The 15,188-nt window shown below is 66.5% G+C and carries 12 protein-coding genes and 2 tRNA genes; 5 read left to right on the forward strand and 9 right to left on the reverse strand.

Annotated elements, in window-relative coordinates; translation table 11 throughout:
* Positions 1–9: 9 nt before the first annotated feature.
* From AC3WON_RS12130 to AC3WON_RS12155, 6 genes are all read right to left on the reverse strand, one after another.
* Positions 10–1,059, reverse strand: coding sequence for a DUF2955 domain-containing protein (locus tag AC3WON_RS12130; RefSeq protein WP_492351915.1), 1,050 nt, complete (start codon positions 1,057–1,059; stop codon positions 10–12).
* A complete protein-coding gene (locus AC3WON_RS12135) occupies positions 1,049–2,176 on the reverse strand; it encodes an HlyD family secretion protein (protein WP_492320610.1) in 1,128 nt (375 codons plus the stop codon). The genes AC3WON_RS12130 and AC3WON_RS12135 overlap by 11 nt, the downstream gene beginning before the upstream one ends.
* 20 nt (positions 2,177–2,196) lie before the next feature.
* Positions 2,197–3,741, reverse strand: a complete 1,545-nt coding sequence (locus tag AC3WON_RS12140) for an efflux transporter outer membrane subunit (protein ID WP_492320609.1) — start codon at positions 3,739–3,741, stop codon at positions 2,197–2,199.
* A 17-nt stretch (positions 3,742–3,758) separates the two neighbouring features.
* On the reverse strand, positions 3,759–4,862 hold the full coding sequence (locus AC3WON_RS12145; protein WP_492351916.1) for an AI-2E family transporter: 1,104 nt from the start codon (positions 4,860–4,862) through the stop codon (positions 3,759–3,761).
* 254 nt (positions 4,863–5,116) lie between these two features.
* Positions 5,117–5,193 (reverse strand) — tRNA-Arg (locus AC3WON_RS12150).
* Between the two features lie 51 nt (positions 5,194–5,244).
* Complete coding sequence (locus AC3WON_RS12155; protein WP_492351926.1) at positions 5,245–6,504, reverse strand: GGDEF domain-containing protein; 1,260 nt, start codon at positions 6,502–6,504, stop codon at positions 5,245–5,247.
* Between the two features lie 409 nt (positions 6,505–6,913).
* Between AC3WON_RS12155 and AC3WON_RS12160 the strand changes: the two genes are divergently transcribed.
* Positions 6,914–6,990, forward strand: a tRNA-Pro gene (locus tag AC3WON_RS12160).
* 97 nt (positions 6,991–7,087) lie between these two features.
* Here the strand turns inward: AC3WON_RS12160 and AC3WON_RS12165 are convergent.
* Both AC3WON_RS12165 and AC3WON_RS12170 read right to left on the reverse strand, forming a co-directional pair.
* Entirely contained in the window at positions 7,088–7,831 is a 744-nt protein-coding gene (locus AC3WON_RS12165) for an exonuclease domain-containing protein (protein WP_492320606.1), read from the reverse strand.
* Positions 7,832–8,008: 177 nt separating this feature from the next.
* Entirely contained in the window at positions 8,009–8,527 is a 519-nt protein-coding gene (locus AC3WON_RS12170) for a hypothetical protein (protein ID WP_492320605.1), read from the reverse strand.
* A gap of 612 nt (positions 8,528–9,139) precedes the next feature.
* Here AC3WON_RS12170 and infA point away from each other — a divergent pair.
* From infA to AC3WON_RS12185, 3 genes are all read left to right on the forward strand, one after another.
* Positions 9,140–9,361 carry a translation initiation factor IF-1 gene (gene infA / locus AC3WON_RS12175; protein WP_008641674.1) on the forward strand — a complete coding sequence of 74 codons (222 nt, stop codon included), beginning with the start codon at positions 9,140–9,142 and terminating at the stop codon, positions 9,359–9,361.
* 245 nt (positions 9,362–9,606) lie between these two features.
* Entirely contained in the window at positions 9,607–10,083 is a 477-nt protein-coding gene (locus AC3WON_RS12180) for a SixA phosphatase family protein (RefSeq protein ID WP_492320604.1), read from the forward strand.
* A gap of 341 nt (positions 10,084–10,424) precedes the next feature.
* On the forward strand, positions 10,425–11,267 hold the full coding sequence (locus AC3WON_RS12185; protein ID WP_492320603.1) for a GNAT family N-acetyltransferase: 843 nt from the start codon (positions 10,425–10,427) through the stop codon (positions 11,265–11,267).
* A gap of 57 nt (positions 11,268–11,324) precedes the next feature.
* On the opposite strand, the gene ppx is transcribed toward AC3WON_RS12185, so the two are convergent.
* Positions 11,325–12,857, reverse strand: coding sequence for an exopolyphosphatase (gene ppx, locus AC3WON_RS12190; RefSeq protein WP_492320602.1), 1,533 nt, complete (start codon positions 12,855–12,857; stop codon positions 11,325–11,327).
* Positions 12,858–13,011: 154 nt separating this feature from the next.
* Here ppx and ppk1 point away from each other — a divergent pair, with 154 nt between their 5' ends.
* Positions 13,012–15,138 (forward strand): polyphosphate kinase 1, encoded by a 2,127-nt coding sequence (gene ppk1 / locus AC3WON_RS12195; RefSeq protein ID WP_492351917.1) that lies wholly within the window; start codon positions 13,012–13,014, stop codon positions 15,136–15,138.
* The last annotated feature ends 50 nt before the right edge of the window (positions 15,139–15,188 follow it).

Raw genomic sequence — 15,188 nt, forward strand, 5'->3', positions numbered from 1 at the left:
CCGGCCTCTTCAGCGGGCGCGCCGTCGTGCGCCGCGCGGCTGGTCGAGCAGCTCGATCATCAGCCAGGCATACAGCGTGACGCCGATAAACAGGCCCATGCGCACGGCGAAGGCGGTATAGACATCCTTTCCGGCCGCGCTGTCCTGCACGGACTGGCCCAGCAGGATGATCAGCGTCACGAGAGTGTTCACCCAGAAGCCTGGCGGGTACCGCGACGGGCTGAGGCCATACAGCTTGCGCGCCGCCAGCAGGCCGAACAGCAGCATCCACAGGAAGTACATCCACAAATGTACGAACAGGCTGAGTGCACACCAGAACACGATGGCCAGCACGCCGCCGAACATGGTCGAGCCAAGCAGCTCCCGCCCGGCGCCGCGTGCCGTGGTGGTGCAGCTTTGCCGGCCGAGGCTGACCGCTTTCATGATGATCGGGATGTACGCGGCCGGATCGTTCAGCGCCAGCAGGAAGGCCGGCATCACCACCAGCGCCGCGCGCAGCGCAATCCAGGCGGCCTGGTCATCCGGCAGAGCCTTGGCCGCAGGCCGCGCCTGCGCGCCGGACGGTTCGGGAAACAGCCAGTGGCCAAGTGTCAGCACCGCGACCGCGACGAGCAGTCCCTTGACCAGGGCATCGATGACCATGACCGCCAGCCCGAAATCGATGGTGCCCGCCGCCGAGATCATGGTCAGGCCGACCACCAGCAAGGTGGAGACCAGGTTATTGCCGCCGCGCAATCCGTAGCGAAAGGCCAGGAACAGGCACAGGCCGATCATCAGCACGCCGCTGACGGGATAGTAGCGCAGCAAGGGGATCAGCAGCAGGCCGGTGCCGGTGGTCAGCATCACGACCAGCACCAGGCCCAGCCCGGCCTTGGCCGACATCGGCTGGTTGACGCTGGCCAGCAGGAATACGCCGAGCACCGGCGCGAGCATGGGGATCGGCAGGCCCAGGCCGAAGCTGGCCGCCAGGCACAGCGCGGTGCCGCTGGCCAGGCGCAGCGAACGCTGGGCGCGTGGATCGCGCGCGGGCAACGGCAGCGCCGGGGCGTCAGTAGACATAGGAAAGCCAGCTCATCAGGTACAGGAATACGCGGCCGAGCGGATTGAGCGGGTTGCCCTGGGTGGGAAACGCCATGACTTCGGCCTGCCCGCCCACGCGAATGCCCCGCATCGAGGCGAGTTCGCCCTGGGCAAACTCGACCACCACCGGGAAGCGTTGTGCCGGACGCAGCCAGTCTCGGCTGTTCTGCACCGTCGGCAAGCTGCCCGGCGGCGTGCTCGGGCCGACGTTGACGCCATAGCCAACGCTGCGCACACGGCCTTCGAAGATCCTGCCCGGCAGCGCATCCAGCACGATGGCAACCGGCGTGCCGGGTTCGACACGGCCCAGGTTGTTCTCGGTCATCTCCGCGCTGATCCACAGATCGTGGATCGCGATCAGCGTCATGACCGGGTTGCCGGCTGCGGCAAACTGGCCGGCGTCGGTGCGCAGGTCGGTGACCAGCCCGGCGGCGCGCGCCCGCACCCGCGTATTGGCAAGATCCAGTTCGGCCTTTTCCAGGGCGGTGGCGGCGCTGCGCAGCTTGGCGTTCTCTTCCTCGCTGCCCCCCTGCTGTTCGCGCGCACGCTGGACCTCGGCCTTGGCGGCGGCGACCTGGCTGACAGCCTGCTCGAGGCTGGCCCGCGCCACCTCCAGACGGCGCAGGGAGATGGTGCCGGGATCATCGCTGTACAGGCGCTCCAGGCGATCGCTGTCCTGGCGCGCCTTGAGCTCGTTGGCGCGTGCTGCGCGCAGCGATGCCTGCGCCGATTCGATGCCGGCGGTGCTGGCGCCGATCTGCCGGCGTGTCGACTCCAGATCGGCGCGGGCGCGGTCCACGGCAATCTTGTAGTGCTGGGGATCGACCTCGAACAGGACAGTGCCTGCCGCGACGTCCTGGTTGTTGCGCACATGGACCTTGGTCACGCGCCCGGACACTTCCGCCGCAACCGGCACCACGAAAGCCTGTACCCGCGCCTGCTGCGTGTACGGGGTCAACCGGTCGGCAAACAGGTACCAGGCCAGGCTGATGACGATCAGCAAGAGCACCCAGCGCACGCCCTTCCTTGCCGGGTCGGCGGCGGGCGGCGGTGCGCTGGGCGCTGGGGCTGCGGGGGGTTGCGGGGCATCGCTCATCGGCACTCGCTCAGGGAGATCTACCTCTGCTTCACAGGGAGGCTGGCACCGGCGGACGGCGGGCCTGGTTCATCCAGCAGGTTCCCCCAGTCGGTGCGGTGCTGCATCTGCTCACGGGTGGCCGGGTCCACCAGTGGCTGCTCGCTGTGCCAGCCGCCGCCGAGCGCCTTGTACAACGCGATCAGGTTGCTGACGGCATTGCTGCGGTTGACCAGGTAGGTGTCCTGCTGGGCGGCCAGCGCACGCTGGGAATCCAGCACGCGCTGGAAGTCCGAGTAGCCTTCGCGGTAGAGCGCGTTGGCCAGCGTCAGCGAACGCCTGGCGGCCAGCGCGCTGTCGCGCAGGATCTGCTCGCGCTCCAGCGCCTTGATCAGGGCACTGGCGGCATCGTCGGCCTCGCGCGCCGCCTGGCGCACGGCATCCTGGTAGGCGACGATCAGCTGCTGCAGGCGGGCGTCCTGCACGCGCACGGTGTTCTTGATGCGGCCATAGTCGAACACGTTCCAGCGCAGGCTGGGGCCGCCGATCAGGGCCAGGCTGTTGGGCGTACCGGCCAGCGTGCTGGCAGACCAGACAATGCTGCCCAGCAGCGTCAGCGACGGATAGAGATCGGCTTCGGCCACGCCGATCAGCGCCGATTGCGCGGCGATCTGCAGCTCGGCGGCGCGGATGTCCGGACGGCGCGAGAGCAGGCTGGCGGGCACGTCCTGCAGTACCGCGCGATCGATCAGTGGAATCACCCCTTCCTTGCCCGCCAGTTCCGGCAGCTCCGGCAACGGGCCTGGCGGGCGGCCCATCAGCACCGCCAGGGCATTGCGGGTGCGCATGATCTGGCTTTCAAACTCAGGGATGGTGCTCAGGGTGCCCAGGTACTGCGTCTTCGCTTGCTGCAGGTCGAGCTCGTCGGTCTCGCCGCTCTTGAACAGCCGCTCGGTGATTTCAAGGCTGCGCTTTTGCAGCGCCGCGTTTTCGCGAGCGATGCGCAGCCGTGCCTCGGCCGTGCGCAGCGCAAAGTAGGTCTCTGCCACCTGGGCGCGCAGCAGCACCAGCACATCGTCGCGGTTGGCGCGGGCGGCAAAATAGACAGCATCGGCAGACTCGATGGCGCGGCTGAAGCGGCCCCAGAAATCGAGTTCCCAGCCGATATCGAAGCCCGCGCTGTATTGCCAGAAGCGGCTGTTCTGCGGGTTGAGGCCGCCGGCCTGCCGGCGGTCCGTGTACAGGGCATCGGCACTGGCCTGCTGCAGTTGCGGGAAGCGCCCGCTCTGGGCAATGCCCAGTTGGGCGCGCGCTTCCATCACGCGCAGGCCGGCAATCCGCAGGCTGGCATTGTGCGCGTCGGCTTCGGCGATCAGGCGTTCGAGCGTCGGGTCGGCAAAGACCTGCCACCACTCGCGGATGTCGGGCTGGGCCCGCTGCTCGGTCGCCTGCTCAAGCGCCGGGCTGTGCCACTGCTGCGTCCAGGGTTCATGCTGCGGCTGGAAATCGGGCCCCAGGCGCGCGCAGCCGCCAAGGCAGCAGGCGCCGGCCAGCAATGCGCGCAATGGATGATTCCAGCGCGACATGGGCGGCCCGGACCACTTCAGGTCTGTTGCTGGTTGCCGGGATCCGCCTGCAGCGGCGGGTCTTCCACCCATTGCCAGAACAGCTGATACCCGACCGCAAGCACCACCGGACCGATGAACAGGCCGATCACGCCGCCTGTCACCATGCCGCCCAGGGCACCGATCAATACCACCGGCATCGGCACATCGACGCCGCGCCCGAGCAGCAGTGGCTTGAGCACGTTGTCGGCCAGTCCCGCAACGAAGACGTAGATGGAGAAGACGATGGTGGCAACGCTGGCACCTTCCGTGGCAAAGACATAGATGATTACCGGCACCGTGATCAGCGTGGCCGGCAACTGCGCGATGCCCAGCAGCAGCACTGCCATGGCCAGCACGCCCGCGGCAGGAACCCCCTTGATCACAAAGCCTATGCCGATCAGCAGCATCTGGATGAAGGCGATGCCGACCACACCCTGCGCCACCGCGCGGATGGTCGCCGTGCATAGCGTGGCGATGCGCTGGCCCCGCTCCAGGCCGAAAATGCGCGAGGCAATCTGCACGGCGCTACGGTTGCCGGCCTCGCCGTAGGCCATGAAAATGCCCCCGATAATCAGCGCGAAGACGAAGATCAGCAGCCCCTTGCCGATGCCGGCGGCTGCGGCCAGCACGGCCAGAGTGATTGCCTTGAGCTGAGGCGCCAGCGTCTGCATCAGGCCGGCCAGGTCCGAGGCGGCTTGCAGCCAGAAGTCATACAGGCGCTGGCCAACCAGCGGCCAGCTGGCTACCGACTCATGCGGTGGCGGAATATGAATGCCTTCGCTCTTGACGATGGCGATCGCATGCTCCATCGAGTCAATCATGGCGGCGCCCAGCAGGTAGGCTGGCAGCGCAATGATGGCAATGGCGGCCAGCACGATCAGCGTGGCGGCGCGGCCGTCCTTGTTGCCCAGCCGGCGCCTGAGCCTGACCTGCAGCGGGTAGATGGTCACCGCCAGGATCACGGACCAGACAATGAGATCAAGGAAGGGGCGGAATATCCGGAAGCAGAAGATGGCCAGCACCGCGATCAGCCCGGCACGGATCAGGACATCGAGTAGTCCGCGGGACAGGGCTCTCTCTGAAGTGGACGTGGGCAACATCGCTGGTCTCCCTGCAGATCACCGCAAAGGTATCGGATCGGCAGCCTCACCGCCGGCCCTCACCAAGCCGGGTTAAGTACCGGTCTCTTGGGAAGGTGAAATCCAGTCTAGACGAGTGACCCGGCCGGAACAACCTCAAGACGTATGCCAATCGCTACATGGGAAGGACGTCGGTGCCACGAGCGTGACAGACCAGGCGGGGAATCGCCCGGCGGGAATCAGTAACCTGAATCCATGGGATGACCCCAAGGGGCTGGCGCGTCCTAGAGGATTCGAACCTCTGACCGCTCGCTTAGAAGGCGAGTGCTCTATCCAACTGAGCTAAGGACGCGAAGGCGTGCATTCTACCGCAGCGCCGCTGCGCAGTGACAAGCGGCGCATATCAGGAGGCGGCACGCGGCTGTCCGCGCGTGATGTAGTGGCCATCGTCCGCGCCGCCATCGGCGCCCGCCTCGCTGCCTGCCGGATGCAGGGACACGCAGTTGCGCCCTTTCAGCTTGGCGTCGTATAGCGCACGGTCCGCGCGTCGCATCAGCGCATCGGCGCCTTCGCCCGGCTGCCGCGCCGCCAGGCCGATGCTGACGGTATAGGCGATCGGATCGGGTTCAGACGGGCATGGCGTGGCGCGCACCGCCGTGGCCAGCCGCAGGCAGGCCAGCCGGCCCTGCTCCAGCGCCGTATCCGGCATCAGGATGGCAAATTCCTCGCCGCCCAGGCGCACCGCCACCTCGAGCTGGCCAAAATTCTTGCGCAGTTGCCCGGCGAAATGCCGCAGCACGCTGTCGCCCGCCAGGTGGCCGTAGACATCGTTGATTGCCTTGAAGTGATCGAGGTCGACAAAGGCCACCGTCAGGGGCTTGCGCTGCCGCTCGGCGCGCAGGCAGGCTGCCTCCAGCTCTTCCCAGAACGCGCCGCGCAGCAGCACATCGGTCAGGTCGTCATGGCGCGCGCGCCGCTCCAGCATACGCCGCAGCCGGTCGTGTGCCATCAGCGCAAAGCTGACCGACACGCCCACCAGTGCAAAGACGTTGAGCATGGCGAGTTCGCCGTCCCACGGCATCGGCCGCGGCCAGGCGCCGCCCTGCATGACTGCCGCCAGCGGCAGCGCCACGGTCCATGCGTTGATGGCCGCCACGGCGATGACGATCAATACCAGCGACAACGCCGCCAGCCGGCCGGTGCCGCGCGTGGCCGGCACCGACGGCAAGGCGCTGCGGGCCAGGTCCAGCAGCAGTGCGATATGGCACATCGTCAGCAGCGGTGGCATCTCCGGCATCAGCGCCGGCACGGCAAGATACTGCGGCGCCAGGTCGTGCCAGGCCACCGCCGCTGCGGCCGCCAGGTTGAGCGCCAGCAACGGCGCGGCGCGGCCGGGCCGGCCAGCGAAATGCCGCGCGCCCACGGCCATGACCGAGAGCGCCGCCAGCAGCGCCAGGTCGCTCGATTCCAGTACCAGCCACAGCGGGCGCAGTTCCTGCACCGCCGCCAGGGTCGCTGCCATTGCGGCCAGCACGCTTCCCAGCGCCCACGACGTCAGGCCGCTGCGATCCATGCCCGCCGAGCGGCGCAATACCACGCAAACCACAGCCATCTGCAGGGCGAACAACCCCGCGATGAGCACAACTATGTGCGACTGAAACATCTTCATTCCCGTCCAAGGCGACCAGCGGTGCACCGCATGGCGCCGCTGTTACCTGCTCTTTACCGGTCCTGTGTCGGACCGTTGTTATCAAAGCCGCATACCCGTTTTCAGGCCGGCTGGCGCCGCCAGCCGGCAGACGCAAACACGCCGAGGCGCCCGCCGCGGGCGGGAGCGCCGTTATTGTTGTGGTGATCAGGTCAGTCCGGAAGGAATAGGCAAACCGGGCGTTCCCAAAAGCACGCCGGTCGGACTGGTGCGGTGTGCGGATTATCCCAGCGCGCAAACCCAAGTCAAGCCAAAGCGTCCCCGCCAGAAGGGGGAGCAGGCCGGCAAGGTTGAGTGCGCCAGAGCGGCGCATCATCACATTAGATTGACCGCGATCGCGGGGGCCGGCTACAATGGCCGGCTTCGGAGCGTAGCGCAGCCTGGTAGCGCATCTGATTTGGGATCAGAGGGTCGTAGGTTCGAATCCTATCGCTCCGACCAGAAATACCCAATGGAAACAACGGCTTGGATCGAAAGATCCAGGCCGTTTTTCTTTTCTGCCAACCGCGTCCAATAGCCGGACAGGCACGATCTGTTCTCACCACCGCAGCAAGTCCGGCCAGATCAGCGCCCCCGCGAACAGCATCAGCATCACCGCGACGATGACCAGCCGCCGGCTTGGGCCAGCATGGCCGGTCTCGACCTTTGGCATCCACGACTGGCCTGCCTCGGCCGGGACCGCAGGTGACGGCGGCGGCGCGGGCGGCGCAGGCACGATGAATGCAACCCGCGGCACAAAGTCGGACTCGGCCAGCAGGAAGCCCATGGGCGTGGCCTGGCCGGCTGCACCCATGTGCTGGAACAGCAACTTGGACAGCGCCAGGCAATCATCCAGCGCAACCTGCGGACGGGGCCGGAAGATGCGCAGGTGCTCGCACAGCGTATCGAGCTTGTGGTTAGGGACGTGGAAGTACTGGGACCAGCGGACCTGGCGCACCGAGCAGCGCCAGCGCTTGTGCTGGATGTCGGGAAGCACTTTTCCCAGCATCCGCGCATCGAATTCGGCGCCGTGGGCGACCAGCACATCCGCGTCGTCAACGATGGCACGGATGGCATCGACGTCAAAGCGTCGCCCGCGCAGCATCTCCGCGGTCAGCCCGTGCGTGCCGGTGGCCGCTTCGCTGATCGGCACGGTGGGCTCCTGCGAACCGTAATAGTCGGTGATCTCGCGCAACAGCGTGCCAGCCCGCGGCGCCACTTCGACAAGCAACAGGCCGATGCTGACGGGCTCGTCCGCTGGCGTGAGCCCGGTGGTTTCGGTACTGACGATGGCGACCCGCATGGGCTCGGTACTCCGGTGTAGCCGTCCGCGGGCATGGTTGGCGGCGGCCGCTCTGATTGTTTGCCTTTAGGTTAGTGCGAGCGCGTTAAACGTCATATCAACCAGATGGGCTAGCTGGAGGCGCCGGCCGGGAGGGTGCCGGCTGCCGCCGGTCCTCCCTCATCCCCACCACGTGGTTCAGGCAGGCTGCTGTTCCGCCTCGCCGCGCCGTCGCTCGAGATTGCAGTAGACGTCGGCCGCCACCAGCCCGAAGAGCGCGTGGGCAAACAGGCTTTCCCAGCCGCGGGCCTCGTCGAACCAGTTGAAGTAGGTTCCCAGCAGATAGAAATTGACCAGGTAGACCACCACGCCAAACACGATCCCGACCACCGAGGCCAGCCACAGGCTGGAATCGAAGCGGAATGACGACAGGATCATCGCCAGCACCGCCGCCAGGATGATCGACAGCGCGAAGTGCACCGTCCCCGCCGAAAGCACGACTGTCCAGTTGAAGGCATCGGCAGACAGGGCTTCACGCCCGAGGATGATGGCCGCGACCATCTTCACGGTGCCCCAGGCCCCCTGATACAGCAGGAAGCGCGCCGTCAGCAGTTCCAGCACCATGTAGACCGCGCCGGCAATCAGCCCCGCCACCACTGCGGCCCGCCAGTCCGGCCGGCAGCGAACGTAGCGGTGCGATTCCAGATGGAGTTCCATGGCAGTCTCCTTGCGAGATCCGGCCCGGCAAGGCCGTACGAGTTAGTTCTAGCTCATACGGGGCAAATACCAAGCCGGCCAGGCCGCAAGACACGCCTTTCAAGGCACATGAATTGCCGACCTGCCCGGCACGGTGCAACCGTCGCGGCCGGCGATCTGCCGCAACGTGCCGGTCATGCTGCAACTGCGTACGTGATACAATGTCAAAGTAGCCCACGGGGTGTCCGTGCATCCCTGTAACCGGGCGTTCTCACCAGCGCGCTCTTCGCGAGCGAACAGCAGCCGCCGGCGCGGGCCTTCCGCGACGACACCAAACTGGCGAACCACCGGGTACAACCTGCCCGCCTGCTCCGCAAAGCACACGGCCTCCCCGGCCGTCAGCGGCCAGGCCGTCGCCCAAGCCATCCGCGCCCGTTGGGCGATACCGCTGACAGGACCGAGCATCAGGCGCCGCGCGCCGCAGTCCGCGTGAGCTTGCCCCGAACAACCCAAGGCGCGCTTCGCCGCAACCGGCGAAACATGCCGCGGTTCCGCGCCGTGCCGGGCGAACCGAACAGGATTTTTGAAATCGCAACCACGCAGCCTTCACGGGCTGCCGAAAAGGAAGACAGATTGGCTAAGGAAGAACTCATTGAATTTGGCGGCGTGGTGTCGGAAGCCCTGCCTGACAACCGCTATCGTGTCACGCTGGAAAACGGTGTCGAAATCTGGGCATACGCTTCGGGCAAGATGCAGAAGCACCGCATCCGCATCCTGGCCGGCGACCGTGTCACCCTGGAAATGTCGCCCTATGACCTGACCAAGGGACGCATCAACTTCCGCCACAAGTCCTGAGTTTCTGCACGGCCCCGGCGATACCGCATACGCGGCTGTCGCCCGCGCCGCGGCCGTTGTGCGCCGACGCGCTGTCACGCCGCTGACACCGCGCCCGGACACACTTGCGGGCTGCCCGACAGGCAGCCTGCTTCCGTTTACGCGCCGCGCGCAGCCTGGCCTGCGCCATCGGCGCGGGCCAGCTGGCGCTTGCACCGGTCGGGCCGCTTCACCATACTCGAAGCTCGCTCATTGCCCTGCCCGACATGAACCTGATCCTGTGGCGCCACGCCGAAGCCGAAGACCTCCCCGACGCGCTCAGCCTGAGCCGCCATGCCGACCTGCAGCGCCCGCTGACACGCCGCGGCCGCAAGCAGGCGGAGGTATCCGCCAAATGGCTGCGCGCGCATCTGCCGGCCGACACCCGCGTCCTTTGCAGCCCTGCGCTGCGCACCCGTGAAACGGCGGCCGCGCTGTCTGCCGAGGCGGAGATCATTGACGCCCTTGCGCCCGGCGCCGACGTCAGCGCAGTGCTTGCAGCAGTCGAGTGGCCGGAACGCCCCGAGCACGTGGTGGTAGTCGGGCACCAGCCCTGGATCGGCCGCGTCGCCAGCCTGCTGCTGGCCGGCTCGGAGATGAACTGGAGCGTGCGCAAGAGCGGCATCTGGTGGCTGACCGGCCGCACCCGCGAAAGCGAGGCGCAGACCGTGCTGCGCGCCGTCATCAACCCCGAATTCCTCTGAGCCCCCCGGCGTGCCAGGTGCCGCCTGACGGCACCTGGCCCATTTTGTCCCGTCAAAATCAGAAATAGCTGATGGCGGGCGGAATCTACCGTTACTAGAGTGGCCTTGGCGCCTCTTCCGGTGCCGATTAGCAGTTGTCACGGAGATTCCCCATGAATGGCCCGGCTGATCGTCATATTGCTGTCCAGGATCGCAACGCACACCCTGACCCATCTCGCGAAAGCGCCCGACCGTCCGCCCTGGCAGCGGACGTCACGGAACCGTCATCCCCGGGTCACGGCACTGTCACCCGCTCTCACTACATTGCATCGCAACAGTTTCGTCACCAAAAGGACATACTGATGCGAGATCTGCCGACGCCCACCCAGCCGCTTTTCGACTCTCTGCCCAATGGCCTTGGTGGCCAGACGGCGCGGAGCCGTCTTCATCGCCAATCAGATACACCGGCACATGAATCGCCTGTTCTCAGCGTGGCGTGGGCGCGCCACCAGGACGAAGTAGTCGAAGCCCAGCGCCTGCGCTACAAGGTCTTTGCCGAGGAAATGGGCGCGCGCCTGACCTCTTCGGTGCCGGAGCTGGACATCGACATGTTCGATGCCTACTGCGACCACCTGATCGTGCGCGACATGGCCAGTCTGCGCGTGGTGGGCACCTACCGCGTGCTGCCGCCGCACCAGGCCAAGCGCCTGGGCTGCCTGTACGCGGAATCTGAATTCGACCTGGTGCGCCTGGCCCACCTGCGCCCCAAGATGCTGGAACTGGGCCGCTCCTGCGTGCACCGCGACTACCGTTCGGGCAGCGTCATCATGGCGCTGTGGGGCGGCCTGGGCGAGTACCTGCAGCGCTGGGGCATCGAATCGATGCTGGGCTGCGCCAGCGTGCCGATGAACGACGGCGGCCACTATGCGGCCAGCCTGCACCGGCTGTTCAGCGAGCGCTCGCTGGCGCCGATCGAATACCACGCCTTCCCGCGCGTGCCACTGCCGGTCGAGGACCTGAACCAGCAGCTGGATGTCGAGCCGCCCGCGCTGATCAAGGGCTACCTGCGCCTGGGCGCAAAAATCTGCGGCCAGCCGGCCTGGGATCCGGACTTCAACGTGGCGGACTTCCTGACGCTGCTGCGCGTGAACGACATGAACCCGCGCTACGCCCGCCACTTCCTCGGCCTGAACAATGGCGCCTGAGCGGCACCAGGCGCCTGTCAGCGGCCGCCGCCCTGGCGGCCGCCCTCCGCCCTGCGCTCAGTCGTAGATGACCTTGTAGCGCTTGCCAATCCGCTGCCATTCGTCAGCCTCCTGTGCCAGGCTGTATTCGATCAGCGGATTGGCCTCGATCCACACCTTCGGCAGGCGCACGGTGAAGCCTTCGTCCAGCGCCTCGGCCAGCTGGCTCACGCGGATATCGGGCAAGGCCACGTCCGAGCGGCGGCGGCACAGCACAAAGGCCAGGCGCAGGCTGAACAGCATGCGCCAGTCGACGAACCTGCCGCTGCCCGACAGCTTGCCGAGCTTGCCCGCATGGCCCAGCAGCAGCGTCGCCAGCCGCGCCTGGTCGGTCTTGGAGAAGCCCGGCATGTCGGCATGGGTGGCGATATAGGCCGAATGCTTGTGGTAGCCGCTGTGCGAGATCGACATGCCGGTCTCATGCAGGCTGGCGGCCCAGCCCAGCAGCGCCAGGTTGTCCTCGCGCCGTTCGTTGGCCGGCTCCGGGAACTGTGACAGCAGCGTCTGCGCGGCACGGCGCACGCGGCCGGACTGGGCCCGGTCCACGCCGTAGCGGCGCATGAACTGGTCCACCGTGACGGTGCGCATGTCCTCATGGTGGCTGCGTCCGAGCAGGTCGTACAGCACGCCCAGCCGCAGCGCGCCGTCGGTGACATCCATGCGCTCGATATCGAGTTCGGCAAACACGCCCAGCATGATCGACAAGCCGCCCGGCAGCACCGGGATGCGGTCCGCCTTGAGGCCGGTCAGCTTGACGCGGTTGGTGTTCTCGGCCTTGATCAGCGCGCGCTTGAGGCGCTCCAGCCCTTCGCGCGTGATACCGTGCTCGGCGGTGCTGTCGTTCATGCCATTGAGTTCGATCAGCTCGGCCAGCGCGCGCGCCGTGCCCGACGAGCCGACCGCCTGCTCCCAGCCCGCGGCGCGGTACTGGCGCACCAGCACCTGGATCTCGCGGCGCGCGGCCAGCTCGGCCTGCTTCATCGCGTATTCGTCGACGTTGCCGCTGGGGAAGAACTGGCGGCTGTGCGATACGCAGCCGATATACAGGCTTTCCATCAGCTTGGACTGGTAGCCGTTGCCGATGATGAACTCGGTCGAGCCGCCGCCGATATCGACCACCAGGCGGTTGCCCTGGCAGGCCGGGGCGTCGTGCGAGGCCCCGAGGTAGATCAGCCGCGCTTCCTCGCGCCCGGCGATCACTTCGATCGGGAAGCCCAGCGCGCTTTCGGCCTCGATCAGGAACTCGGACGCGTTCTTGGCCACGCGCAGTGTATTGGTGGCGACGGCACGCACCTGGTTGGGCGCGAACTCGCGCAGCCGGTCGCCGAAGCGCCGCAGCGCATCGATGCCACGGCGCCGCGCGGGCTGGTCCAGGTATTTGTCGGGAGTCAGGCCGGCGGCCAGGCGCACCGGCTCGCGCAGCGCGTCGACCTGGAAGATCTGGCTGGCCGGGCCATTGGCCGTGGGGGTCTCGTCCACCCGCCCGATCATCAGGCGGAAGCTGTTCGAACCCATGTCGACGGCAGCCAGCAGGCGTGGGGTGTTGTTCATCGTGTGCTAGGAGGGCTGGTTCGCGTTGGCGTTGCGTGGCGCGGCAGGTGCACTCTGGTGCCTGGGCCTGCCGGCGTTCGCGCCCGGGAAAAATATGTCCTGGTCATGTCTGCATCATGACAAAATCAAACTGTCATAAAAGTGACACGTTTTTATGAAAAAGTCGCCACATTACCAAAAGAAGGTCATGCTCATGTCGACGACTCCGTCCAGTACGCTGCTCAACCGCGAACTGGGCATCCTGGAATTCAATGCCCGCGTGCTGGCGCAAGCGGCGGACCCGAAGGTCCCGCTGCTGGAGCGGCTGAAATTCATCTGCATCGTGTCCAGCAACCTGGACGAGTTCTTTGAAATCCGCATGGCGGGCCTGAAGGAACAGATGCGCGACAACGCTTCGGGGCTGACGCCGGACGGCCTGTCATTCCAGCAGACCTACCAGCTTGTCACCGAGCGCACGCAACTGCTTGTGGCTTCGCAGTATGACATGCTGCAGAACACCATTTTTCCACTACTTGAAAAAGAGGGGGTCTTTTTCCACCTGACCACCACCTGGACCGACGCCCAGCGCGAATGGGCGCGCGAATTCTTCCAGCGCGAACTGGGGCCGGTGCTGACCCCGATTGCACTGGATCCCGCCCACCCCTTTCCCCGCGTGCTCAACAAGAGCCTGAACTTCGTGGTGGAATTGTCCGGCAAGGACGCCTTCGGCCGCGAGGCCGACCTGGCCATCGTGCAGGCGCCGCGCGCGCTGCCGCGCGTGGTGAAGATGCCGGAGAAGCTGTCGGGCTACCCGTATGGCTTCGTGATGCTGTCGTCGTTCATGCAGGGCTTCGTGCATGAGCTGTTCCCGGCGATTGCCGTGCACGGCTGCTACCAGTTCCGCGTCACGCGCAACTCCGACCTGTTCGTCTCGGAAGACGAGATCACCGACCTGCGCGAGGCGCTGCAGGGCGAGCTGCCCACGCGCCATTTCGGCGATACCGTGCGCCTGGAAGTCTCGTCGGACACGCCGGCACCGCTGGCGCGCCGGCTGCTGCTGGAATCGGGCCTCGCCGAGCAGGACCTGTATCGTGTTTCCGGCCCGGTGAACCTGGTGCGGCTGATGCAGATCCCCGACATGGTGGACCGGCCCGCGCTGAAGTTTGCGCCGTATGTGCCCGCCCCGGTCAAGGCCTTCTCCGCCGGCGCGTCGATGTTCGACGTGATGCGACAGCAGGACGTGCTGCTGCACCACCCGTACGAGAGCTTCAGTTCCGTGCTCGACCTGCTGCAGCTGGCCGCGGCCGACCCCAACGTGGTGGCGATCAAGCAGACCGTCTATCGCACCGGCAATGAGTCGCTGGTGATGGAAGCGCTGATGACCGCCGCGCGCAACGGCAAGGAAGTGACCGTGGTGGTGGAGCTGCTGGCGCGCTTTGACGAGGAAACCAACATCAACTGGGCCGAGCGCCTGGAATCCGCGGGCGCACACGTGATCTACGGCGTGGTCGGCCACAAGTGCCACGCCAAGATGCTGCTGATCGTGCGGCGCGAGCCCACCGGCCCCAAGGCCAAGCAGGTCAAGCTGCGGCGCTACGCCCACCTCGGCACCGGCAACTACCATCCGCGCACCGCCCGCCTCTACACCGACTTCGGCCTGCTGACGGCCAACGAGGAGATCTGCGAAGACGTGCACCACGTGTTCCAGCTGCTGACCGGCACCGCCGGCACCATCCGGCTGAACCACCTGTGGCAGTCGCCCTTCACCATGCAGAGCAACCTGGTCGACCATATCCGCGCCGAGGCCCGCAACGCGCGCGCCGGCAAGCCCGCGCGCATCATCGCCAAGATGAACGCGCTGCTGGAGCCATCGATCATCGACGAGCTGTACAAGGCCTCGCGCGCGGGGGTGAAGATCGACCTGATCGTGCGCGGCGTGTGCGCGCTGATGCCGGGCGTCCCGGGCATGTCCGAGAACATCTCGGTGCGCTCGATCATCGGCCGCTTCCTGGAACACCACCGGGTCTACTACTTCCACGCCGGCGGCGAAGAGGTGCTGTACCTGTCCAGCGCCGACTGGATGGACCGCAACCTGTTCCGCCGCGTGGAAGTTGCCTTCCCGGTGCTGGACAAGGCGCTGAAGGCACGCGTCATCAAGGAAAGCCTGCAGGTGCACCTGCGCGACAACGCCTCGGCGTGGATCATGCAGCCGGACGGCAACTATGCACGCAAGCAGACGCGCTCGAAGCGTCCACATGTGAGTCAGAACGATATGCTGGTGATGTTTGGGGGGATGCCCTGAGCGGGCTTCTGTTGCCCACCTTGCGCCAGGAGCCGAGGAGGCTTCCCTGA

The sequence above is a fragment of the Cupriavidus sp. FW305-46 genome (assembly GCF_058787075.1).

Excerpts from the sequence above, each read along its gene's own strand:
- AC3WON_RS12130 (WP_492351915.1), bottom strand. The coding sequence starts at position 1,059 with ATGTCTACTGACGCCCCGGCGCTGCCGTTGCCCGCGCGCGATCCACGC.
- AC3WON_RS12135 (WP_492320610.1), bottom strand. The coding sequence starts at position 2,176 with ATGAGCGATGCCCCGCAACCCCCCGCAGCCCCAGCGCCCAGCGCACCG.
- AC3WON_RS12140 (WP_492320609.1), bottom strand. The coding sequence starts at position 3,741 with ATGTCGCGCTGGAATCATCCATTGCGCGCATTGCTGGCCGGCGCCTGC.
- AC3WON_RS12145 (WP_492351916.1), bottom strand. The coding sequence starts at position 4,862 with ATGTTGCCCACGTCCACTTCAGAGAGAGCCCTGTCCCGCGGACTACTC.
- AC3WON_RS12155 (WP_492351926.1), bottom strand. The coding sequence starts at position 6,504 with ATGTTTCAGTCGCACATAGTTGTGCTCATCGCGGGGTTGTTCGCCCTG.
- AC3WON_RS12165 (WP_492320606.1), bottom strand. The coding sequence starts at position 7,831 with ATGCGGGTCGCCATCGTCAGTACCGAAACCACCGGGCTCACGCCAGCG.
- AC3WON_RS12170 (WP_492320605.1), bottom strand. The coding sequence starts at position 8,527 with ATGGAACTCCATCTGGAATCGCACCGCTACGTTCGCTGCCGGCCGGAC.
- AC3WON_RS12180 (WP_492320604.1), top strand. The coding sequence starts at position 9,607 with ATGAACCTGATCCTGTGGCGCCACGCCGAAGCCGAAGACCTCCCCGAC.
- AC3WON_RS12185 (WP_492320603.1), top strand. The coding sequence starts at position 10,425 with ATGCGAGATCTGCCGACGCCCACCCAGCCGCTTTTCGACTCTCTGCCC.
- ppx (WP_492320602.1), bottom strand. The coding sequence starts at position 12,857 with ATGAACAACACCCCACGCCTGCTGGCTGCCGTCGACATGGGTTCGAAC.
- ppk1 (WP_492351917.1), top strand. The coding sequence starts at position 13,012 with ATGAAAAAGTCGCCACATTACCAAAAGAAGGTCATGCTCATGTCGACG.